We start from the raw sequence: 21,793 nt of genomic DNA, 5'->3' as shown, positions 1-21,793 counted from the left end.
AGTACGGGCGTACGGTCTTTATCCCGCAAAGTTTTTTCCGATCTTGTTCCAGTCAAATACGTTCCAGACGGCCGCTACGTAGTCCGGGCGACGGTTCTGGTATTTCAGGTAGTACGCATGCTCCCATACGTCGAGACCCATGATCGGCGTTCCTTTTTTCTCGGCTAGGCCCATCAACGGATTGTCCTGATTTGGTGTCGATGTAATCTCAACGTCGTTGCCGCTCTTAATGAGCCACACCCAACCCGAGCCAAAGCGACCCGTTGCCGCCTTACCCCATTCGGTTTTGAAGTTGTCGAACGAGCCAAATTTCTTATTAATGGAATCGGCCAGTGCTCCTTTCGGTGCTCCGCCCCCCTGCGGGCCCAGGATATTCCAGAAAAAGGTGTGATTCCAGTGACCACCCGCGTTGTTCCGAACGGCAGCGGGCGTGCTGCTACTCACACTTTTCACCAACGCGTCGATGTCCATCTTGGCCATATCGGTACCGGCAACCGCTTTATTGAGGTTATCGACATACGCCTTATGGTGCTTACCGTGGTGAATTTCCATCGTCATTTTATCGATGTGCGGCTCTAAGGCACCAGCATCATAGGGTAACGGAGCCAGTTTAAACGGCCCCTCAGCCTGGTTCGAAAACCCAAACGAGCGGAAAGCGATCATACTGGCCGAAGCACCGAAAGCCAACTTCAAAAACTCGGAGCGATTCATGCGAATGTTGGTTTGTAGAAGAATGAAAATGCGTTTACAACGCCATTACCTATTAACTAACCCACTTAAGGGATGTTTTCTTGACTCACGTTGTAATCGCAAAAGAAATAGACTTTTTATAATTTATAAACCTTTATACTGCATTAGCTGATACCAACTAGCCAGCCTGATTTACGTCAGCTATACCTCCATTTAACAAAAAAGCCCCAACTATCTGGGGCTTCTTCGGTTAGTCATAAGCAATTCGGCTGAGGATACTCCGACCGAGGGTTATCTCGTCGGCGTATTCGAGGTCGCCACCAATGGGCACCCCTCGGGCAATCGTCGATATTTTGAGCTTGAACGGCTTAAGCTTCTTTTGCAGATAGAACGCCGTGGTATCGCCTTCCATCGTCGGACTGATTGCCAGGATGATTTCGCGTACCTGTTCGCCTTCGGAGCCACTCAGGCGAGTGATCAGCGAATCAATTTGCAGATCGCTCGGGCCAACTCCCTCAACAGGCGAGATGATGCCGCCTAATACGTGGTATAAGCCTTTATACTGCGACGTATTTTCGATGGCCAGCACATCGCGGGTATCTTCAACGACACAAATCAGCGATTCGTCGCGCTTGTTGCTGGAGCAGATGCTGCACAGGTCGTGATCCGACAGGTTATGGCACTTCTGGCAATATTTAACCTTCGTACGAGCGGCCACTAAACTCTGCGCCAGCGATTCGGTTTGTTCTTCGTCGCGCTTGAGCAGGTGTAATACCAGCCGAAGGGCGGTTTTTTTCCCGATCCCTGGCAGCTTCGACACCTCATTCACCGCGTCTTCTATAAGTTTGGATGGATACTCCATTCAGTTGAGTGATTGAATAAATTAGTGATTGAGTGAATGGGTCTAACAGCGATTCGCTCAATCACTCAATCGCTCCTTCACTAATTAGTTTAAGACTTCTGCGCTAATGCCACGTCGACAGATTTCATTGCGCATCGGCACAAGTTCCTCCCACGAGCCGTTCTTCACGGCGCATTTACCTTTGTAATGAATCAGTAACGTACACTGCTCGGCCTGCTCAGGGGTGTGTTTGCATACGTCGATCAACGTATCGATTACGTGTTCAAACGTATTTACATCGTCGTTGAAGACTACGAGATTATGAACGTCTGTTTCGATAACTTCGTCAAGCACGTCCACCGAAGTGTCGGACCATTCGTTTTCTTCAAAAGGTTGCATGGGAGATAAAATCGTGTTTACTTAGCAAATTTACGGCAAAATGGGCATTTTTAAAAGCCCCAACTGCGCTATAGAAGAACCCCAATTGGGCCTGAAAAGTTGCTTTATTCCCCATGAATACCACCGTTGCTTTAGTGATTCTGATTGCCTATTTCGCCATGCTGATCGCCGTCTCATTCTACACGGCGCGGGGGGCGGATACCAATACGTTCTTTACCGCAAACCGACAGTCACCCTGGTGGTTAGTGGCTTTCGGCATGATTGGTACGTCGCTCTCGGGCGTTACGTTTATTTCGGTGCCGGGTGCCGTGGGCAAAATTGGTTTCTCGTATTTTCAGGTTGTCCTGGGCTATATCATTGGCTACATCGTCATTGGAACGGTGTTGATGCCCTTATACTATCGGCTTAACCTCATCTCCATCTACGGCTATCTCGAAAAGCGCTTTGGCTTCTGGTCGTACAAAGCCGGGGCGGGGTTCTTCCTGCTGGCCCGCACGGTCGGCTCGGCCGTGCGCCTGTACGTGGCCGCAGGCGTATTACAACTCGCATTGTTCGATGGCCTGGGCATTCCGTTCGAAGTGTCGGTGCTTATCACTATAGGACTCATCTGGATTTATACCTTCAAAGGGGGCGTTAAAACTATTATCGTTACCGATACTCTACAGACGGTTTTTCTGATTACAGCGGTTATTTTAACCATTGTTCTGATATCGAAAGATCTTGGCTTATCGTTCGGTAGTTTGGTCAATACGGTTCAGGAAAGCTCGATGTCGCAGATTTTCTTCTGGGACGGCAACGATCCGAAAAACTTCTTCAAGCAGTTCATTTCGGGGGCCTTCATCGCCATTGTCATGACGGGGCTCGACCAGGATCTGATGCAAAAGAATCTGACCTGTAAGAACATTGGCGAGGCTCAGAAAAACATGTTCTGGTTTACCGTTACGTTGGTTATCGTCAACTTCCTCTTTCTGTCGCTGGGTGTATTGCTGTACATCTACGCCCAGCGCGAAGGCATTGCGATTCCCGAACGCACCGATGATCTGTATCCGACCCTGGCCCTGAATCACCTGGGTTTAGTGGTTGGCATTACGTTCCTGCTGGGCATTACCGCAGCCACCTACGCCAGTGCTGATTCGGCGCTGACAGCCCTGACAACCTCCTTCTGCGTTGACTTTATGAACGTTGAAAACCGGCCCGAAGCCGACCGGTCACGCATCAAACACATCGTCCACATAGGTTTTTCGCTCTTGTTTTACGTAGTGATCATCGTTTTCCGGCAACTCAACAGCAAAGAAGTGATCACGGCCGTATTCGATATTGCGGGCTACACATACGGCCCTCTATTAGGCCTGTATGCCTTTGGCATCTTCAGCAAACGGCCCGTTATAGATCGATTTGTTCCCTGGATTTGTCTTGTTTCTCCGGTGCTGACGTATATTGTCAATGAGAATTCGGTGGCCTGGTTTGGCGGGTATCAGTTCGGTTTCGAGCGGCTCCTGCTGAACGGTCTGTTCACCTTTGTTGGCCTATTGGCTGTTTCTAAACCCGTTCGGGAGAAGCAGCCGGTGGCGGCCTAACCCTTTTCTTACTACGTTATGGACGCACGACTAATTCTACCCCTTAGCTTGTCAGTGGTTGCTTTTCAGGCAGCTACTGCGCAAATCTGTTTCTCACCAGCGACTCCGCAGGTTGGGCAAACGGTATCGTTTACGTATACGCCCCAGGGTACGTCTCTTGCCAGTGACAGCACCATAGAGGGACGATACGTGCGCTACGGAGCACCGTCGACGATGCAGTTGAGTCGCCCGACAACCGTTACGCTTGTTCGGCAAGGGAAAGAATATGTTGGGCAGGTGTACATTCCCCAGAAAGACGCGGCTGGCATTCTGCTGCTGTTCAGAAATAGCCAACAACCGAAACGTACGGATCTGGCAGGCGGACATTTGTACATGATTCCGGTCTATGATGCAACCGGACGACTGGTTCCGCACGCCATGGGTGGGCAGGCGTCGGTATACACCCGAACGAACTTCATTTACGAAGCGGGCGGACGTCCTGACCCCAACTGGGTAGCGGCTCTGTACGAGTATGAAATCCGGAAACATCCGGAGCTGCATTCGCTCTATTGGTCTGATTATCTGGCCGCCTTGGTCAAGCAGAAAAAGCCGGGGTATGGTCCCAAAGTGAAAGCCGGTATTGAGTCGTATCTGGCTTCGCGGCCTACACCAACCACGAGCGATCTGAACACGGCCATACAATTGTACGAAAGCATTGGTGACCTGAAGATGGTTAATACGTTGCGGGAACGCCTGAAAACGGTTGATCCTGTGGGTTCGCTTGCCCAGAAAGATAAGGCAATGGCTGTGCGAAACCAACCTGACTGGAATCGCAAAAAAACAGCTTATCAGGCGTTCGCCCAGGAGTTCCCAAACTCCCCTCACCTACCCGCGTTAACCGTTATGATGACGGACGGGTACTTCAAGAATAACGACATTCGTGGCTTGCTGGCGTTTGTAGAGCCGCAACCGGCTTCTCAGATTGACGTACTGATGCTGAACGGCATGGCGGCCCAACTGGCGGAAGATCGTCGCGCCTTACCCGAAGCGGAGCAGCTCATCAAAAAAGCCTTGGCCGTACTGAAAACGCAGCCTAAGCCAGCCAGCGTAACGGGTGACTGGGCTCTCGAAAAACAAGTCCGACATCGGCAGTTGATGCTAACATACGCCCGAACCCTGGAACAGCAAGGCAAAGACCCCGACGCATTTGCGGCTTATAAGGAAGTGATGAATCCAGACGATGTTGATAGCAGCGACCCGCGGACCAATGAGCTTTACTTTCTCTGTGCCGTTCGGACAAATCACGGAACCGACGCCCAGCCCATGGCCGAAGCGGCCGTGCAAATTGGAAAAGCGACAAAGCGCCTGAAAACCGCCCTGCGCGACTGGTATGCCAAACAGCCCGGCAACGATCTGACCAAAGCCGATACGTACCTGGCCGAGTTGGAAGCCGACATACGGGCTGAACAACGCGACGAATTAAAGCAATTAATGATCAATGAACCTGCCCCCGCTTTTTCCATGACGGACTTACAGGGGCGGACAATAGCCTCATCGGCCTTAAAGGGTAAAGTGGTCGTGCTGGACTTTTGGGCGACCTGGTGCGGTCCCTGTATAGCGTCGTTCCCGGCTATGCAACAGGCTAAAACGCGGTTCCAGAACGATCCGAACGTCAGGTTTCTGTTTATAAACACACGCGAAGGCGGTCCCATCCAGCGCGTGTACGACTTCATGAACAAGCACCCATACGATTTTACCGTTCCCCTCGACGGTTCACAGCGGGTGGCTAATGCCTATAAAGTGCAGGGAATTCCAACCAAAGTAGTAATTGACGCCAGTGGTCGGGTTCGTTACCGGGCGGTCGGTTACAATGGTAATCCGGAGGCTACAGTCGACGAGTTGACGATGGTGGTGGAGATGTTGAAAGAAGGAAAGTAGATTTTCGGTCTTCATTATTTTTACTTGTAAGCCGTAAGAAACTAAGGCTTACAGCTACAAGAACGCGAATCCAACTGACGCCCCCGTCGATCAACTGTACTACGTCAATGCCTGCCCAAAAGGATTTATCCGTAAACCTTACTGTATCTATACGCTCTTACCGTTTCTGGGCTCTGTTGATCGGGAGCAGTATCGGCGTAAGTGCCGCTGCCTACGCTCAACAGCCAACCGCATCGAGGAAAGCACAATCAGCCGCTGTAGTAGCCTCAGCCACAAGTTCGTATTCAACCGATAAACAAACCCTTACGAAAGGACAGCAACTGTTTCAGAACAACTGTTCTACCTGTCATAATTTTCTGCAAAAAGGCATCGGCCCGAATCTAGCCGAAGTGACGACGGACGTATCGCCCGACTGGATCCGTAAGTTTATTCGCAATGCCCCTGATGTTATCAAACATGGCGATAAGCGGGCAACAAGGCTGGTTGACGAGTATAAGCAGGTGATGCCGGCGTTTCCAACGCTGAGCAACGCAGATGTGCAAGCGATTATGTCGTACATCCACGCCAATCAGAAGCGTGAATCATCCGTTGCCGGGACCGCTAACTTAGGTGCCGCCTTAACCGATCCTATTCCGGCCAAAATCGCCAGCTCCGGCTTGCGATTAAGTTTAGAAGAAGTACTTACGGCTCCGGCTAGTGCCGACAAGGTTCCACTTGCCCGGATCAATAAAATGCAGGTGCTACCCGGCAAAAAAGACCGGGTATTTCTGGAAGATTTGCGGGGTACGCTGTATGAGCTAGTTGACGATAAACTACGTCCGTACATGCAGATGGGCAAAGAGCGACCTGCCTTCATCAATACGCCGGGTTTAGCCACCGGATTCGGAAGTTATGCGTTTCACCCGGAGTTTTACAGCAACGGCCTTCTGTACACCACCCACACCGAAAAAGCGAATGCCGCTCCCGCTGATTTTGCCTACGCTGACTCGATTAAAGTCACCTTACAATGGGTGCTGACGGAATGGAAGGTAAGCGATCCGACGAGTGATACGTTTGCCGGTACCGGTCGAGAACTGATGCGGGTCAATATGGTATCACCCATTCACGGTGTGCAGGAAATCACATTTAATCCGCACGCTAAAACCGGCAGTCCGGACTACGGCCTATTGTATATCGGCGTGGGTGACGGTGGGGCAACCGAAAATGGCTTTCCATTTATTTGTAATGATAAATCGGATGTCTGGAGCTCAGTGTTACGTATCGATCCACGGGGAAAGAACAGCAAGAACGGACGCTACGGTATTCCGGCCATCAACCCATACGCCCAGGACAATGACCCGAATTCGCTGGGTGAAGTGTTTTGCCGTGGCTTCCGGAATCCAAACCGAATTAGCTGGACACCCGATGGTAAAATGCTGATCTCCGACATTGGTCACCACAATATCGAGGAGTTAAATATCGGCGTAGCGGGAGCCGACTACGGTTGGCCCGAACGGGAAGGTTTATATCTTATGAATTACCGGGCGAAAATGGATTACGTCTACGCGCTTCCCGAAAACGATCAGGCCATGCACTACACCTATCCCGTGGCGATGTACGACCACGACGAAGGCAATGCGTTTTCGGCTGGCTTTGTTTACTCGAGAACCGACCTACCCTTGCTGACGGGTAAATACATCTTCGGCGACATCGTTAACGGGCGCGTCTTTTTCGTGGAGAACAATCAACTGAAACTTGGTAAACAGGCATCAATTGAAGAAATGCAGATTGAAGTTGGTGGCAAAGTCACTACGTTCCAGGAGCTGTCGGGCAGCAAGAAAACGGACCTCCGGTTTGGTCTGGGTCTGAACGATACGTTCTACATTTACACAAAAGCCGACGGCAGAATTTACCGAATCAAAAACTGCTCGCGTTATTAAAAGAGTCATTCAGTAATTAGTCATTTATGGTTATTAATTGTCCTACGATGAATGCCCATGAATGACCATGTGATGACAACAACTGATTTATGTTTATTCGCTTAGCCACTTTAGCTGATTTACCCGCCCTTACAAATCTGGTCCGACGCGTGGTGCCGCTAATGCACCAGGCCGGCAACTTCCAGTGGGATGACCATTACCCAAACGAGACTGTTTTCAGCCAGGATATTGTGAAACAACAGCTTTGGGTAGCTGAACTGGATGGTCAGATTGCGGGCGTTGCGGCTTTGACCGAAGATCAGGAACCCGAATACGCACAGGTAGGCTTCGATCTGAGCCAGAAAGCCATTGTTACCCACCGCCTGGCCGTCGATTCAGCATTTCAGGGTCGTGGGGTAGCTGCTGCCTTACTGGCCCAGGCGGAGCAGCTTGCTCAGGAACGTAACATCGCCTTCTTACGGATTGACACGAATTCGGAGAATCAGGCAACTCAGCGGCTATTTCCAAAGCTGGGCTATCAATACGCCGGTGAAATAACGCTCAGCTTTCGCCCAGGCCTGCGCTTTTTAGCGTACGAGAAGAAGTTATAGCTTTTGCTATTGGCTTTTGCTGACGCCTAGCCCCGCCGTAGCGGGGCTAGGCGTCAGCAACTTTTACAAGCTTGATTAAAGCCCTTTACCCCTGACCTTCTTTTTTACTGGCTCGGTTGGCCTGTTTAATCGTTTCGCCAATCATATCCCATTGTTCCGACGTAACGTTTTCGAGGTGACTAAACTCGCCAGCCATCAATACCTCTCCCCCATCAATGGTAATGCTTTCGCCGGTGATGTAGCCTGAATAGTCTGATAACAGGTAAGCTGCCAAGTTTGCCAGTTCGCCATGCTCACCCACACGTTTCAGCGGGATGCGGCTTGTTGGGTCCATCATACTCGCCAGGGGTTCAGGGAACAGTCGATCCCAGGCCCCTTTGGTTGGGAAGGGACCAGGAGCAATGGCGTTGAGCCGAATGCCGTATTTACCCCACTCAGCCGCCAGCGATTTCGTCATAATCAAGGCACCGCCCTTGGCTACGGCACTCGGTACTACGTAGCCAGAACCCGTCGTCGCGTAGGTTGTCGAGATGTTGAGCACGACGCCCGGAATTTTATTCTCGATCCAGTACTTGCCGACGGCCAGCGTAAAATAGTATGTACCGCGCAACACAATGTCAACGATCGTATCAAACGCTTTGTACGATAGGCGTTCTGTAGGGCTGATGAAGTTTCCGGCCGAGTTATTGAGGAGGCCATCTATCTTGCCAAACTTCGCGATAGTTTCCGCAATTACGTTTTCGATCTGCTCAGGATTCCGTACATCGCAAGCTACGGCCAAAACTTGTCCGCCTGTTTCATCCATCAGCTCTTGGGCTGTCTGGTCAATAACGGCCTGCCGACGACTACAGATGGTGACGTTAGCCCCTAACTGGAGCAGGTACCTCGTAATGGATTTGCCCAGCCCTGTACCTCCGCCGGTTACAATAATGGTTTTTCCCGTAAACGCGTCGTCGCGCAGCATTCCTGTGGTCATTCGGTTCAGTTATTTTGAGACTTGTAAAAATTAGGGGCTATTGCATAATCCACTTAACGGCACGGTCAACAGCCTCATCATAAGCAACCACTTCATCGGGTGTGATTTCCTTGCCGTATATCTTTCCCGTCCGGTCGCCCATATTCGACGTGAACAGATTTAGTTTGTACCCGTAAAAAGGTAGGTCGTACCCCGTGTTCCCAGTTGTAAGACCACAACTGGCTGTTCCGATAAATCGGGTATTCGAACGACCCATGAAGGCGATTGCAGTTGCTTCGCCTGAACTGGCGGTTGTTCCGCTAATTAGTACAGCAACTTTCACGTTCGAATTGATAAGCTGATAAGGCTTTTCTATCTGGACTGCATTACTTTGGCCAATTAGCGCCCCTCCGTTCTTGTAAGCGAAGCTGGCAATCTGCTTATCATCAACGTCATAAAAATAGCCGCAAATGCCCTCGCCAATCAAGGGGCCTAATCCGGCAATCATGGGGTACATATTTCCACCCGTGTTACGTCGCAAATCCACGATCCAGCCGGCCATGCGGGCATTATCCTGGCGAGCTATGTCATTCTGGATAGCTTGTGCAAAATTGACAGCCTCCTGGCCAGAGCTGTTGAATCCTTTCACCTCAACGTAGCCGATGTCTGGCCGGTTAAAACTGAACGGGATGGGCGCTGGTGCTTGCGTACAGCCAATTCCGCCGTATAACGCCCGCTTGTTGTCGACCACTATCGTACTATGATTATCTTTCAATAGACCCAATGCCAGCGTCATTGCAGCTTCGGTCTCGGGAACCGTTTTAGCTCCCCCAACTTTCGCCCAAACCTTAGTCTTATAATCGACCCAATTTATCTTCTTCCGATTGATTGAGTTATTCTCAACAATATCAACTAACCGAGTAAAGAAATTCTTTACAGGTTCGGCCGGTTCAGGGGTAGCCTCTTTAGTGGAACAGGTCCAAAAAGCAATTACCAGTGCAGCAAATAAACTCGTAATACGCAGGCGATCCAGTATCTGTGTAGTCATATTTTAGAGAGTGAAATCGAACCGCCGAAGCGGAGATATAAAGCAAAAAGACCAAACTGCCCTTTATCTATTTATCTCCGCTTCGGCGGTTCGATTTCACTCTTTAATAGCCTCTACTGCTTTTCTTGTTGAACTCGGCTTTACGTTTTTCAATGGTTGCCTGCATAGCTTCGCTGAAATCGTCGGATTGCAGTTGGCTTGAATTCCAGACGGCAACGTATTGCAGTCCATCCTCAATGGACTTGTTCATGCTGTAATTTAAGACTCGTTTTGCGCCCTGAACCGCAGTCGCCGGATTATCGGCAATCTGACGAGCCAACGTAGCTGCCGCTTCGAACAGCGCTTCGGGCGTATCGTATACGTGGTTGACCAGGCCGATCCGTTCGGCATACGCAGCATCGTAATCACCCCCGGTAAAGGCCATTTCGCGCGTAAAGCCCTGACCAATGATCGGCGGCAGCCACTGTAGACCGCCAATATCGGGCGTAATGGCCAGTTTCGTTTCGCGCAGACTGAACTTGGCATCGCGTGAGCAGAGCCGAATGTCGGCAGCGGCAATCATGTTGACGCCACCCCCAATGCACCAGCCGTGCACAGCCGCAATCACGGGCTTGGGCGACTCATGCATCTTAAAAAAGCCCAGCTGCATCTGCCGAATCTGCTCCATCAATTCGGCGCGCTGATGAGCGACCATCGTTCCCGTGGTCATACTGGCCAGCTTGGGCATCATCTGCTGCACATTAAGCCCGTAGCTGAAATGATCACCGCTTCCCCGAAAAACCAGGCAGCGCACGTCTCTCATGCGGTTTATCTCATCCATTGCTCTGGGCAGTTCTTCCCAAAACTCCGGCCCCATGGCGTTGCCTTTACCCGGCCCCAGCAGTGAGACAGTTAACACGCCGTTGGCCTCTTCAAATGATAAGCTCTGATACGATTGTTCCATAACCTATAGTATGCTTGCATACGGTTGGCATAAAGGTAGTAGTATTCTGGGATTCAATGCCAGCCTGGTGCTCATGTAGTAGACTAAATCAGGTAAAGAGTTGTTCGAGAACAATTATTTTACATACAAAGCATGAATTAATAAATCTGTTTTACATACATTTAAGGACTTAATTAAACGCGTCTATACGAACGAGATTAATGAAAGGCACAAACCTGGGTGAATTTGAAGAACTGGTGCTGTTGACCATTGCCGCGTTAGTGAATGACGCCTACAGCGTTGCCATTTGTGATGAACTTGAAAAACATACTGGCCGGACCGCCAAACTTGGCGTCGTTCATGCGGTTTTGAATCGGATGGAAGAAAAAGGCCTGGTGAAAAGTCAGTTGGGCGCAGCAACCAGCACCCGCGGAGGCAAACGCAAACGCTTTTATGAAGTAACGCACGCCGGTAAAGTAGCCTTGCTGAAGGCCAAAGAAGTTCGAGAAGGACTTTGGCGCATTATTCCCGGCTTTAATCTCGAAGGCTCGCTATGAAAACGTCCAACGAACCCTCTGCTGAGCCACCCCGCTGGGCGATACGATTACTCAGTTGGTATTGCCGCCCCGATTTACTGGAAGATCTTCAGGGGGATCTGAACGAATACTTTGCCCGCAACCTACGTACCAAAGGCATTAAACGAGCACGCCTGATTTACGTACTCGACGTACTGAAATTTTTCCGATTGTATACCGTCCGCAAACCCGATTTTATAAACCTGTTTATTCACTGGATCATGATTGGCAGCTACGTTAAAACCTCCCGGCGCAGCCTGGTGCGCAACAAGTTATTTTCCGCCATCAACATATTCGGATTAGCCGTTAGCATGTCGGTTGGCTTATTGGTGATTGCCTTTGTTACCGACTTGCGCTCGTACGATGATTTTCACGAGAACGGCGACCGCATCTATCGGGTTATCAGCAGCTACGAAACGCCAGAGCAGCCTAAAAAAGGCCTTGCGTCTACATCGGTCAAAATAGGCAGGAACATTCGTGAATCCGTAGCTGGTCTGGATCAGGTAACAATTATGCGGAATGGCTTTTACGGCGATGCCACCGTTGGCGAAACAACCTTGCCCCTCGACGGTCTTTTCGCCGATACTTCATTTTTCAAGGTCTTTACGTTCCCGCTGCTGGAAGGCAACCCGGCCACGGCCCTGAAAGACCCCTATTCGCTGGTGTTAACCGAGAAAACGGCCCAAAAGCTGTTCGGCGAAGTTGATCCACTTGGCAAATCGGTCCGGTTCGATACGCTGACCTACAAAGTGACAGGGCTGATGAAAGACGTTCCGAAACTATCTCACCTACAGTTCGGTGCCCTGGTCTCGTTTGCAACGGCCGAAGCACAGCTTGGTAAACATGACCCGAACTTTTACGGTTGGGACAATATCTGGCAGAATTACGTGTATGTGCTGTTGTCCAAAAATGGCACTCCTCAAACGGTGCAAACTTCACTGGACAAGATAAACGCCGAGGAGAAAAGACACTTAGCGAACCGAACCATTGCCGTATCCCTGCAACCGCTCAAGCAGATTGCCCTGGGCCCTAGGCTCGACAATCAGATTGGCCCCAACATGATACCTGTCGTGCTGTGGGTATTGGGCGGATTGGCGTTAGTGATCATTATTTCTGCCTGTTTCAACTATACAAACCTGTCTATTGCCCGATCACTGCGCCGTTCGCGCGAGGTGGGCATCCGGAAGATTAACGGCGCGCTCAAAGGGCATGTACTCGGCCAGTTCCTGACCGAATCGGTGATTCTTTCGCTATTGGCCCTGCTGTTTTCATTCGTTCTTTTCCTGATTTTACGTACCCAGTTCCTGTCACTGGCTCCTCAACTCAACAACCTGGTGGTCCTGGAGCTTTCGCCGAAGCTGATTCTGTATTTTCTGTTACTGGCCGTAACAGTGGGCGTTCTGGCTGGTTTCGCCCCCGCTATCTTCTTTTCTCGACTTAAAGCGATTCAGGTCCTGAAAGATGTGTCGTCGTTAACCGTATTCCGGCATGTCAACCTACGTAAAGCCTTGATTGTCATCCAGTATACGTTCTCACTCATCTTTATTACCACGACCATCATAGGCTATCGCCAATACAAAGGCTTCCTCAATTTTAATTTAGGCTTCACGACCGAAAACATCCTGAATATCAAACTGATGGGCACTAACGGTGATGTATTGGCCAAAGAGCTTGCCCAGCTACCCGAAGTGAATGCGATTTCCAAATCCATGATGATTACCAGTCTGGGCAGCATCCACGGTACGTCTGTGAAGTACAACAATCCGCAGGACTCGGCGATGGTTTGGCTTAACCAGGTCGATGAACACTACTTGCCAATTCATGAGCACAAACTGCTGGCCGGGACTAATTTCACCTTGCGACCGAAGAAAGGCGAAGAACGCGAGGTTATCGTCAATGAGCAGACGCTGAAGCGCTTTAACATCGCGAAACGGAACCCGCAGAAAGCCATAGGTGAACTCATAACCGTTGACAATAAGAAGCTGGCGATCGTGGGCGTACTAAAAGATTTTCATTACGGCACAGTAGAGAAAGCGATTGAGCCTGTCATGTTCCGCTATTCGGCCGATGAGCCCTGGGGTTATTTGAACGTTAAAATCACCTCCGCCGATCTACCCGCAACGATGGCACGTATTGAACAGGCCTGGCGGACGATTGACAACGTGCACCCAATCGAAGCTAAGTTTTACGACGATCAGATTGAAGAAGCCTACCGTCAGTTTTCGGTCATGATTGAAGTTATCGGCTTCATTACGTTCCTGGCCATCTGCATTGCCTCCATTGGCTTGTTTGGCATGGTGGTGTTTACGACCGAAACCCGGTTGAAGGAAATCAGCATCCGGAAGGTAATGGGCGCCAGTGAAGGCGGACTGGTGTATTTGCTAAGCAAAGGTTTTCTGAGCTTGCTGGTTTTGGCAGCGTTGGTTGCCCTGCCAGCCACCTACTTCTTTTTCGATAAGATCGTACTAAGCAACTTTGCCTACCATCTGCCGATTGGCCTGGAACTGCTGACTGGGGCCCTGATTGTGATGGGTATCGCCTTTCTGCTGATTGGCTCGCAAACGATTCGCGTCGCCCGCAGCAACCCAGCCAAGGTCCTCAAGAGTGAATAATGCTTTATAGGTCAATACCCCTCCCAGCCATTCGTTCTAGGAGATAGTATCTATGGAAGAGCCAGAAGCGAATGATGGATTTTTGTATGGTCGGTACCCCTCCTAACCTCCCCTCAAAGGGGAGGTTAGGAGGGGTACTGACTTGGGAATCAAATCCTCACTTACTGCGTTACGGGAATCATCCTTGCTCCTCAAGAAGCCTGGTGTTTTCAAACACTCGCCCACATGCATTTCGATACGCTCGCCCTTCGCGCTACCCACCAGATTGACCCAACCACCGGTGCGGTGGTCTCTCCTATTCACCTGTCTACGACCTTCGCCCGCAATGAAGCCAATGAGTTGCCGGACGATTATTCGTATGCAAGACCCAACAATCCCACCCGCGAAGCACTGGAAAAAGCGCTGGCTGCGCTGGAAGGGGGCGCTGTCGCCATGGCCTTCGGTTCCGGCCAGGCGGCAACCATGACACTCTTACAGGCGCTGCGGCCCGGTGACCATGTTCTGCTGGCCAACGAAGCCTACTATGGTACGCCTGCCCTGCTCGAACAGGTGTTTCATCCGTGGGGCCTGACCTACACCCGTGTGGACATGAGCGATCTGGACGCCGTGCAAAGCTCGATACACGAAAATACACGTATCGTCTGGTGCGAAACGCCATCGAACCCCATGCTGGCGATTACGGATCTGCTTTCGGTAGTACGTCTGGCTCATGAAGCCGGTGCCCTTGTCGTTTGCGATAATACCTGGGCGACTCCGGTCCTGCAGCGCCCGCTTGAGCTTAATTGCGATGTAGTGATGCACTCGACGAGCAAGTACCTCAGCGGCCACTCCGACGTACTGAGCGGTGCGCTGGTCTTCAAACATAATACCGACTTTACGCAGCGGGTTCGTACACTTCAGGGTTTGTCGGGCGCAATTCCGTCACCCTTCGATTGCTGGCTGATTAGTCGGGGGATTAAAACGCTGGGCGTACGGGTACGGGCACAAATGGCAACGGCGCAGGTAGTCGCAGATTTCCTGAACGGCCATCCGGCGGTTGAACGCGTGCATTATCCCGGCTTACCGGACCACCCCGATCGGGATGTAATTCGTCAGCAGATGAACGGGCCGGGTGCTATGCTATCGGTACAGGTGAACGGAGGAGCTGACGCTGCACTACGCTTCATCAGTAAGCTTAAGCTATTTATCCGAGCCACCAGTTTGGGCGGGGTTGAAAGCCTGATCGAGCACCGGGCGTCGGTAGAAGGCCCCGTTTCGGCGACTCCGCAAAATCTGTTACGTATCTCGATTGGTCTGGAACACCCAGAAGACCTCATTGCTGATCTGGCACAGGCACTGGTCAGCTAGGGTTATTTCCAACGCCAATTCTTGGGTAGCACTTGCAGTTGTGGCTTTAGAAACAGCGGCTGCTCAGGCACTCTATACGGCTGTATGGACTGTGATTTCTTCGCATAGGTAATTGACGAATCGGGCCGTTTGACCGGCATGTTGTCCAGGTCGGCCCGCATGATCGTGGCCGGGTCTGTTGGGTACCGATAAAATGATACGTTCGGTACTGCGTTGGGGATATGATCGGGCGGAAACACCGCTGGTACCGAGTCGCGCCGGATGGCTGTTGCGGGTACCTGCGCGTAGGTATATCCGCTTAACAGGAGAAGACAAATGAGTTGTTTCATGACTTATAGATTTGTTTAGGGAACAGCCTATCTATCAGACTCTGAGTTCGTTGGAAACGTTGCATAGTGAGCTGAAATTAACAAAGAAACTAAACGCTTACCCTTAGAGTTAGTAATCCAGATTGACGCAGCCTATACAATGAATATCGCCATAATTTCAACCTCCTCACGTAAAAACAGCAATTCTCTTCGATTTGCCAGATACGTAGAGCATACATTAGCCGAAAGCGGTCAGCATGACGTATCGATTGTCAACTTTGAGCAATACGATATCCCTTTTGCTGGCCAAGGCCCGGTCAGGAAAGATGCCCTTACCCCTTTCCAGCAACAATTGATTGGTGTTTGGGAGGCCGCGGATCTGGTGATTTTTGCCATGCCGGAATATAACTGGACTGCCCCTCCGCAAGCGACAAATACGATTCACCAGTTAGGTGGCCCGGCATTCAAGCACTTGTTCGAAAACAAGGTGTTTGCCATGGTTGGCATATCGAACGGACGCGGTGGTCGGCAGCCGGCGCTAGATATGACCACGGTAGTCAGCAAAATCATCAGCTTCACGAACAGCTACTCGATTGTGTCGCCGAAGTTGTACGAATCGCACGAAACGGATAAAAACCTTGACGAGAACGGTCGCTTCATCGGCCATGAAATCTACGAACGTACGTCCCGCGCCTTTCTGGACTACACCCTGAATGTAGCCCAGCGCTGGGTTACGCCTAGTCTGGTTGAAACAAAGTAACGCACCAGGAATTAGTTAAGAAACCGCTCAGACGTAACAGACTGAGCGGTTTTCTTTTTGAGGTGGCTACCTTCTGGATTTCATCCCCTGAAAGACGTAAGGGCAACGGCCGATCGTCAACGGCGTCTGACCGGTGTCAGTAATGTGCAAAAAGCCAAATTCAGTATACCTATAGCTAAGTAATCAGGCCGCTAGCAGCCAATGCGTATCGTCAAGCAAACGAACGGGTAGTTTATGAACGGATTCGACTTACTACTTTATCAGTTTTTGATACGACTTCGCGTCATAAAACTGCCTATGATTTTACCTATACATGAACACTAGTACTCTATTATGATTTGGTCATCCTCATTGGCTAAGCACTGGTTTTATCTGCTCGGGACAGCAAGCGCAACGGCTGGACTGTTTGCCACCATTAACTCAGAACAGGCTGTTTTCCAACCAACAATCAGCACAACAGCGGCCAAGACAACGGAAACCGTTCCGCCCGCTCAGTCATCTCCCCGTCGCGTGCTGGTTTTTTCGAAGACCAAAGGCTGGAAGCACACGTCCATACCCTTCGGCATTGCGGCTATTCAGAAACTGGGGCAGGAAAACAATTTTCGCGTTGACACGACCAAGAACGCCGATTATTTCAACGACGACAGCCTGAAACATTATCAGGCCGTTGTGTTCCTGAGTACGACGGGCAACATCTTGAATCCGGTTCAGCAGGCAGCTTTTGAGCGATACATTCAGGCCGGTGGCGGCTACATGGGCATCCACGCAGCTGCCGATACCGAATACGACTGGCCGTGGTATAACAAACTAGTAGGTGCCTATTTTGCCAGTCACCCCAGCAACTCGAACGTGCGCAAAGCCACGGTCGACGTAACGGATAAGAATCATCCGTCAACGGCCCACTTACCCGATCATTGGGAACGTACCGACGAATGGTACAACTACCGTTCGTTCTATACCGACCTGAACGTCCTGGCCAACCTCGACGAGAATACGTACGAAGGCGGCACGAATGGCAGCAATCACCCCATCGCCTGGTACCACGAGTTCGACGGTGGTCGGGCTTATTACACGGGCGGTGGCCACGAAAATGCTAGTTTTAGTGAGCCCCTATTTATAAAGCATTTACTGGGTGGACTCAACTACGTAATGGGTAATGGCAAACCACTCGACTATAGTAAGTCGTATGCCGTGGTGATGCCCGAAGAGAATCGGTTCATCAAAACGGTACTCGTCAACGATTTGAACGAGCCCATGGAGCTGACCATCTCGGACGATGGCCGCGTGTTCTTCACCGAACGTAGTGGCAATCTCTCGGTATATGATACCAAGACCAACACGCATAAGCTGGTTCACAAGTTTAACGTAACCACCAAACAGGGTTTTGGCGTACAGGGCGTGACGCTCGATCCGAAGTTTGCGAGCAACCATTTTCTGTACGTGTATTACTCGCCCAATGTCGACGCGAATCCGGCCTATCACCTGTCCCGTTTCGTGGTGAAGAACGACAATACGCTGGATCTGGCTTCGGAAAAGGTCTTGCTCAAAATTCCACACGAGTTCGAAGCCAGTGCCCACCACGGTGGTTCATTCGCCTGGGATAAAGAAGGAAACTTGTACCTGTCGACCGGCGACAATACCAACCCCTTCCCGTCGAATGGTTACTCGCCAATCGACGAACGGCCCGATCACCTGACCCTCGACGCACAGCGTTCGGCCGCAAATACCAACGACTTACGCGGCAAAGTGTTACGTATCCGTCCCCAGGCCGATGGTACGTATACCGTTCCCGATGGTAATCTGTTTGCTAAGGGCACCGCGCAGACCCGTCCGGAGATTTATACCATGGGCCTACGTAACCCCTACCGCATTGCCGTTAACCCAAAGAGTTCGGTTTTATACTGGGGTGAAATCGGGCCTGATGCGGGTAAAGACAGCACCATTGGTCCACGCGGGTACGACGAATTCAATCAGGCCAAAAAACCCGGTAATCATGGCTGGCCGTTGTTCATCGGTAACAGCCAGCCTTATCCTGATCTGGACTATGCCACCAACAATGCCGGTCCGAAATTTGACCCGAAAGCACCCGTTAACAGTTCGCCGAACAATACCGGCCTGAAAAACCTGCCGCCCACCAATTCGGCGATGATCTGGTACCCATACGCGGCCTCGAAAGAGTTTCCGGAACTGGGCCAGGGTGGACGAAGTGCTATGGCGGGCTCGTTTTATAGCTATGATCGGAGTTCACCTTCGAAAAACAAGTTTCCTGAATATTACGACGGTACCTTGTTCCTTTTCGACTGGATGCGCAACTGGGTCGTAGCCGCCCGCTTCGACCAGAACGAAAACTACGTACGGAACGAGCCGTTCATGGCTACAAACGGAGACTTCCGGCGTCCGATCGACCTGGTGTTCGGCAAAGACGGGGTTATGTACATGCTGGAATACGGTTCGGTTTATGGTGCCGACAACGACGATGCACGTCTGGTCAAGATTGAATACAACACCGGTAACCGCGCGCCGATTGCCCGCGCTGCGGTGGTCGACTCCGTAGCAATGGCTCAGTTGAGTGCCCGCTCGTTCCTGACTTCCGACACGCGGAATGCGCCCATCATTCGGGAAGCCGTTGGACAGGCTCCTCTGCGCGTTAAGTTCAGCGGCCGGGGTACCGACCTCGACCAAGACGACGTCCTGACGTATCAGTGGCTGTTCGACGGAAAAACAGTAGGTGCCAAACAACCAAACACGACCTACACATATACCACACCTGGTGTCTATAATGCCATCCTGAAAGTGTCGGATCAAACCGGTCTAGTAGGCATGGATACCATTGTGGTTAAGGTTGGCAATGCTAAACCCGACGTAGCGATCACGACACCTGGCAACAAATCGTTCTTCTGGGAGGGCAAACCCTTTACCTACGCGGTGAAAGTAACCGACAAAGAGGACGTTAAAATCGATCCTAAACGCATTAAGATCTACTACGCTTACAGCGGACAGCCGGGCAGCCGACCTGTAGCCGCTCCTCAGCAGGGGCACCAGGATCTGGCTGCCATTGGCAATGGATCACTGGGTAAAACCTTGATTGCGAACAGCGACTGTAAAGCGTGTCACACGATTGATAAACCTTCAGTAGGACCAACGTTCCTGGCCGTTGCCAGCCGCTATAAAGGGCAGCCCGGTATCACCGAGCGGCTCGCGAAAAAGATCATTGAAGGGGGTGGCGGCAACTGGAGCAAAGACCACCTGATGAGCGCGCACCCGCAGATTCCAGTACAGGATGCGCAGGAAATGGTGAAGTACATTTTCTCGCTGACTGATGAACAAAAGCAGAAAACCATTCCGCTGCAAGGTCAACTGGCTCTGAATGAACACAAAGCCGAAGAGCCCCGTGGCCAGTATACATTGGTAGCAACGTATACCGATAATGGCGGAAAGGTGGTTGGGCCGCTGACGAGTACGGATGTAGTCACGTTACGTAACGCGAAGGTGCGGACGCTCGATGCCGACTCGTACGTGGGTTTCCCTCGTTGGGGCAACCGCCTGAGCGCCGGTGGCCACAAGGCGTACGTCCTGCTAAAATCCATTGACATGACGGGAATCAAATCGTTAACCTACGACTATTCGTCGGTTGACAAAGACGGTGAGATTGAACTCCGGCTCGACTCCTATGCTGGGCCCGTTGTTAGCCGAACTGCTTACACTGCCACTGGCGAATGGAAAACGGCGAAGCAGGTAACGATGACACTCGACAAACCCATTAGTGGCAAGCACGATGTTTACGTTGTGGTGGTGAAACGTACCAAACCCAACAACGACATCATTCAGTTGAACAGCATAACCTTTAATCAATAAGGTAGCTGTTGGTAGCTTAATACCTTAATGCAGTTGGGCCAGTGAGTAACTACTCACTGGCCCAACTGCATTAAGGTATAGCTCGGTTCAGATCATAGCTACTAGCGAATGGGTTGGGTTGCCGATACGTAGTAGGGCTACGTATCGGCAACCCAACCCATTCACAACTTTAATTTGAGAGAATAACTCGGAACGAATCAATGAAGAAGTATGTATGTTTTCAGCAAATTACCCAGCAGAAAATGAGTCAATTACCAGCAAAACTGACTGATCAGCTAAAGCAGTTGGCTACGTTTTGTTTGTAGAAATTGTTTGTTTTTTGAGTCAGCGGCTAAACATCCACAAAACTACCAGAGTTATAGATTATGAATCAAGTTTAAGTGATGAGGTTAACCTACCGTCTTGGAACGACCAGCCCGATTGCTTTATGTGATCGGGCTTTTTTGGCCGTTGCCTCACCAGTAACGGTTACCAACAACTTTCCCTTCTTGAGGATGTTAATAATTGCGGAGTACCTCATCACATAAACGAGTGTAGCAACCCGATTACGATCAGCGTCGTTAGTCGGGTTGCTTGTTAATTGACTGTAGCTGCGTCAGTCGACGCGTTCATATCGACGAGCTTAAATTGAAACCCATGAACAACCACGGTGTTGGTAAGATCACCCGCTAATTGCCCAATCCGTCTAAATCCGTACAATTAATTACAATCCGGCGTACGGTACTGTTTATACGAGATTGAAGGAAAGCATATTGTACCTCAAAACAAGTGCGGTATTTTGTCTAGGAACCGACCCGCACACCTGATGAGAGTAATCATTCGTCACTACGCACTAAAACGTTTGCTTCCTGTTCACGCAAAGATCGCTACCTCGCCTTAGCCAGCTTCGTTGCACCAAACGCAGTAAATCCCCTCCGAGTTGAACGGTAACTCAACAATACCTTCACGATCAACAGCGATCAGACCACCCTCGCCCCAATCACTTTCAGTTTGTTCTGCACTACGTAGTCACAGGCTTCTTTCAAGGATAAACTTTTGCACTCCATCACTACGAAATGTCGTAGGCAACTACGGCCCGGATGAAGAATTATCCGTAGCTCGTACACGACACAGCACAGATTTTGTTGTTGGCATACGTCCCGGCCCCAATTACAGGTGTATCGTCCACCCAGCCGTATTTCTTGTTAGTCAGCGCGAAAGCAAATGACGTAGTCCGTATAAAAAAGGCGATAGACGTCAAACTTGCATTATTAAATTACGTTCAACAACTATAAACGACAAAAGCCACCCCAAATGAGGTAGCTTTTGTGCCTGTACTTTATAGACTTGTTCTCGCCGTCGAGAAAAGAAGATAGCTTGTAGATAGAATCGATTATACGCTCCCGGGCTCATTAGTACGGCTCAGCTCTAGACATCTCTGCCCCTGCACCTGCCGCCTATCCACGTGCTCGTCTCGCACAACCCTTTCGTAGATGACT

General features: G+C 50.7%; 17 protein-coding genes and 1 rRNA gene. 9 read left to right on the top strand and 9 right to left on the bottom strand.

All coding sequences use genetic code 11. The features are described 5' to 3' along the window. Positions 1-18 precede the first annotated feature (18 nt). The 3 genes from ACYVIY_RS27310 to ACYVIY_RS27300 all read right to left on the bottom strand — a co-directional run bounded on the left by ACYVIY_RS27310 (position 19) and on the right by ACYVIY_RS27300 (position 1,930). Positions 19-711: a superoxide dismutase gene (locus tag ACYVIY_RS27310; protein WP_460979791.1), complete on the bottom strand. Its 693-nt coding sequence runs from the start codon at positions 709-711 to the stop codon at positions 19-21. Positions 712-940: 229 nt separating this feature from the next. Continuing rightward, on the bottom strand, positions 941-1,552 hold the full coding sequence (recR, locus tag ACYVIY_RS27305) for a recombination mediator RecR (RefSeq protein WP_460979790.1): 612 nt from the start codon (positions 1,550-1,552) through the stop codon (positions 941-943). An 84-nt stretch (positions 1,553-1,636) separates the two neighbouring features. Further along, positions 1,637-1,930: an ATP-dependent Clp protease adaptor ClpS gene (locus ACYVIY_RS27300; protein ID WP_460979789.1), complete on the bottom strand. Its 294-nt coding sequence runs from the start codon at positions 1,928-1,930 to the stop codon at positions 1,637-1,639. Between the two features lie 113 nt (positions 1,931-2,043). Between ACYVIY_RS27300 and ACYVIY_RS27295 the strand changes: the two genes are divergently transcribed. The 4 genes from ACYVIY_RS27295 to ACYVIY_RS27280 all read left to right on the top strand — a co-directional run bounded on the left by ACYVIY_RS27295 (position 2,044) and on the right by ACYVIY_RS27280 (position 7,933). After that, complete coding sequence (locus tag ACYVIY_RS27295) at positions 2,044-3,507, top strand: sodium:solute symporter (protein ID WP_460979788.1); 1,464 nt, start codon at positions 2,044-2,046, stop codon at positions 3,505-3,507. 18 nt (positions 3,508-3,525) lie between these two features. Further along, a complete protein-coding gene (locus tag ACYVIY_RS27290) occupies positions 3,526-5,424 on the top strand; it encodes a TlpA family protein disulfide reductase (RefSeq protein ID WP_460979786.1) in 1,899 nt (632 codons plus the stop codon). 107 nt (positions 5,425-5,531) lie between these two features. Beyond that, a complete protein-coding gene (locus tag ACYVIY_RS27285) occupies positions 5,532-7,343 on the top strand; it encodes a PQQ-dependent sugar dehydrogenase (RefSeq protein WP_460979785.1) in 1,812 nt (603 codons plus the stop codon). An 89-nt stretch (positions 7,344-7,432) separates the two neighbouring features. Continuing rightward, the gene (locus ACYVIY_RS27280) at positions 7,433-7,933 is read left to right on the top strand and encodes a GNAT family N-acetyltransferase (protein WP_460979784.1); all 501 of its coding nucleotides are present in this window, start codon (positions 7,433-7,435) and stop codon (positions 7,931-7,933) included. Positions 7,934-8,018: 85 nt separating this feature from the next. Here ACYVIY_RS27280 and ACYVIY_RS27275 read toward each other — a convergent pair whose 3' ends face one another. The 3 genes from ACYVIY_RS27275 to ACYVIY_RS27265 all read right to left on the bottom strand — a co-directional run bounded on the left by ACYVIY_RS27275 (position 8,019) and on the right by ACYVIY_RS27265 (position 10,879). Beyond that, the gene (locus ACYVIY_RS27275; protein WP_460979783.1) at positions 8,019-8,909 is read right to left on the bottom strand and encodes an SDR family oxidoreductase; all 891 of its coding nucleotides are present in this window, start codon (positions 8,907-8,909) and stop codon (positions 8,019-8,021) included. A gap of 37 nt (positions 8,910-8,946) precedes the next feature. Beyond that, positions 8,947-9,936 (bottom strand): S41 family peptidase, encoded by a 990-nt coding sequence (locus tag ACYVIY_RS27270; protein WP_460979781.1) that lies wholly within the window; start codon positions 9,934-9,936, stop codon positions 8,947-8,949. A gap of 103 nt (positions 9,937-10,039) precedes the next feature. After that, positions 10,040-10,879 (bottom strand): crotonase/enoyl-CoA hydratase family protein, encoded by an 840-nt coding sequence (locus ACYVIY_RS27265; RefSeq protein ID WP_460979779.1) that lies wholly within the window; start codon positions 10,877-10,879, stop codon positions 10,040-10,042. A 200-nt stretch (positions 10,880-11,079) separates the two neighbouring features. Here ACYVIY_RS27265 and ACYVIY_RS27260 point away from each other — a divergent pair, with 200 nt between their 5' ends. The 3 genes from ACYVIY_RS27260 to ACYVIY_RS27250 all read left to right on the top strand — a co-directional run bounded on the left by ACYVIY_RS27260 (position 11,080) and on the right by ACYVIY_RS27250 (position 15,392). Further along, positions 11,080-11,415 carry a PadR family transcriptional regulator gene (locus ACYVIY_RS27260; protein ID WP_460979778.1) on the top strand — a complete coding sequence of 112 codons (336 nt, stop codon included), beginning with the start codon at positions 11,080-11,082 and terminating at the stop codon, positions 11,413-11,415. Next, positions 11,412-14,045, top strand: a complete 2,634-nt coding sequence (locus ACYVIY_RS27255) for an ABC transporter permease (protein ID WP_460979776.1) — start codon at positions 11,412-11,414, stop codon at positions 14,043-14,045. The genes ACYVIY_RS27260 and ACYVIY_RS27255 overlap by 4 nt, the downstream gene beginning before the upstream one ends. 225 nt (positions 14,046-14,270) lie before the next feature. Then, a complete protein-coding gene (locus ACYVIY_RS27250; RefSeq protein WP_460979775.1) occupies positions 14,271-15,392 on the top strand; it encodes a trans-sulfuration enzyme family protein in 1,122 nt (373 codons plus the stop codon). 2 nt (positions 15,393-15,394) lie between these two features. Here the strand turns inward: ACYVIY_RS27250 and ACYVIY_RS27245 are convergent, their stop codons facing one another. After that, positions 15,395-15,721, bottom strand: a complete 327-nt coding sequence (locus tag ACYVIY_RS27245) for a hypothetical protein (protein ID WP_460979774.1) — start codon at positions 15,719-15,721, stop codon at positions 15,395-15,397. A 139-nt stretch (positions 15,722-15,860) separates the two neighbouring features. On the opposite strand from ACYVIY_RS27245, the gene ACYVIY_RS27240 reads away from it, so the two are divergent. Beyond that, complete coding sequence (locus tag ACYVIY_RS27240; protein ID WP_460979772.1) at positions 15,861-16,460, top strand: NAD(P)H-dependent oxidoreductase; 600 nt, start codon at positions 15,861-15,863, stop codon at positions 16,458-16,460. 333 nt (positions 16,461-16,793) lie between these two features. Next, positions 16,794-20,315 carry a ThuA domain-containing protein gene (locus ACYVIY_RS27235; protein WP_460979770.1) on the top strand — a complete coding sequence of 1,174 codons (3,522 nt, stop codon included), beginning with the start codon at positions 16,794-16,796 and terminating at the stop codon, positions 20,313-20,315. A 1,087-nt stretch (positions 20,316-21,402) separates the two neighbouring features. Here the strand turns inward: ACYVIY_RS27235 and ACYVIY_RS27230 are convergent. Both ACYVIY_RS27230 and ACYVIY_RS27225 read right to left on the bottom strand, forming a co-directional pair. Continuing rightward, entirely contained in the window at positions 21,403-21,483 is an 81-nt protein-coding gene (locus ACYVIY_RS27230; RefSeq protein ID WP_460979860.1) for an isoaspartyl peptidase/L-asparaginase, read from the bottom strand. Between the two features lie 202 nt (positions 21,484-21,685). Beyond that, positions 21,686-21,793: ribosomal RNA gene (locus ACYVIY_RS27225) — 23S ribosomal RNA — on the bottom strand; the annotation flags it as partial.

Source organism: Spirosoma knui (assembly GCF_054780635.1).
This window is presented reverse-complemented; position numbering and strand designations above follow the sequence as displayed.

Coding starts and splice junctions, on each gene's coding strand:
- ACYVIY_RS27310 (WP_460979791.1), bottom strand. CDS start 711: ATGAATCGCTCCGAGTTTTTGAAGTTGGCTTTCGGTGCTTCGGCCAGT.
- recR (WP_460979790.1), bottom strand. CDS start 1,552: ATGGAGTATCCATCCAAACTTATAGAAGACGCGGTGAATGAGGTGTCG.
- ACYVIY_RS27300 (WP_460979789.1), bottom strand. CDS start 1,930: ATGCAACCTTTTGAAGAAAACGAATGGTCCGACACTTCGGTGGACGTG.
- ACYVIY_RS27295 (WP_460979788.1), top strand. CDS start 2,044: ATGAATACCACCGTTGCTTTAGTGATTCTGATTGCCTATTTCGCCATG.
- ACYVIY_RS27290 (WP_460979786.1), top strand. CDS start 3,526: ATGGACGCACGACTAATTCTACCCCTTAGCTTGTCAGTGGTTGCTTTT.
- ACYVIY_RS27285 (WP_460979785.1), top strand. CDS start 5,532: ATGCCTGCCCAAAAGGATTTATCCGTAAACCTTACTGTATCTATACGC.
- ACYVIY_RS27280 (WP_460979784.1), top strand. CDS start 7,433: ATGTTTATTCGCTTAGCCACTTTAGCTGATTTACCCGCCCTTACAAAT.
- ACYVIY_RS27275 (WP_460979783.1), bottom strand. CDS start 8,909: ATGACCACAGGAATGCTGCGCGACGACGCGTTTACGGGAAAAACCATT.
- ACYVIY_RS27270 (WP_460979781.1), bottom strand. CDS start 9,936: ATGACTACACAGATACTGGATCGCCTGCGTATTACGAGTTTATTTGCT.
- ACYVIY_RS27265 (WP_460979779.1), bottom strand. CDS start 10,879: ATGGAACAATCGTATCAGAGCTTATCATTTGAAGAGGCCAACGGCGTG.
- ACYVIY_RS27260 (WP_460979778.1), top strand. CDS start 11,080: ATGAAAGGCACAAACCTGGGTGAATTTGAAGAACTGGTGCTGTTGACC.
- ACYVIY_RS27255 (WP_460979776.1), top strand. CDS start 11,412: ATGAAAACGTCCAACGAACCCTCTGCTGAGCCACCCCGCTGGGCGATA.
- ACYVIY_RS27250 (WP_460979775.1), top strand. CDS start 14,271: ATGCATTTCGATACGCTCGCCCTTCGCGCTACCCACCAGATTGACCCA.
- ACYVIY_RS27245 (WP_460979774.1), bottom strand. CDS start 15,721: ATGAAACAACTCATTTGTCTTCTCCTGTTAAGCGGATATACCTACGCG.
- ACYVIY_RS27240 (WP_460979772.1), top strand. CDS start 15,861: ATGAATATCGCCATAATTTCAACCTCCTCACGTAAAAACAGCAATTCT.
- ACYVIY_RS27235 (WP_460979770.1), top strand. CDS start 16,794: ATGATTTGGTCATCCTCATTGGCTAAGCACTGGTTTTATCTGCTCGGG.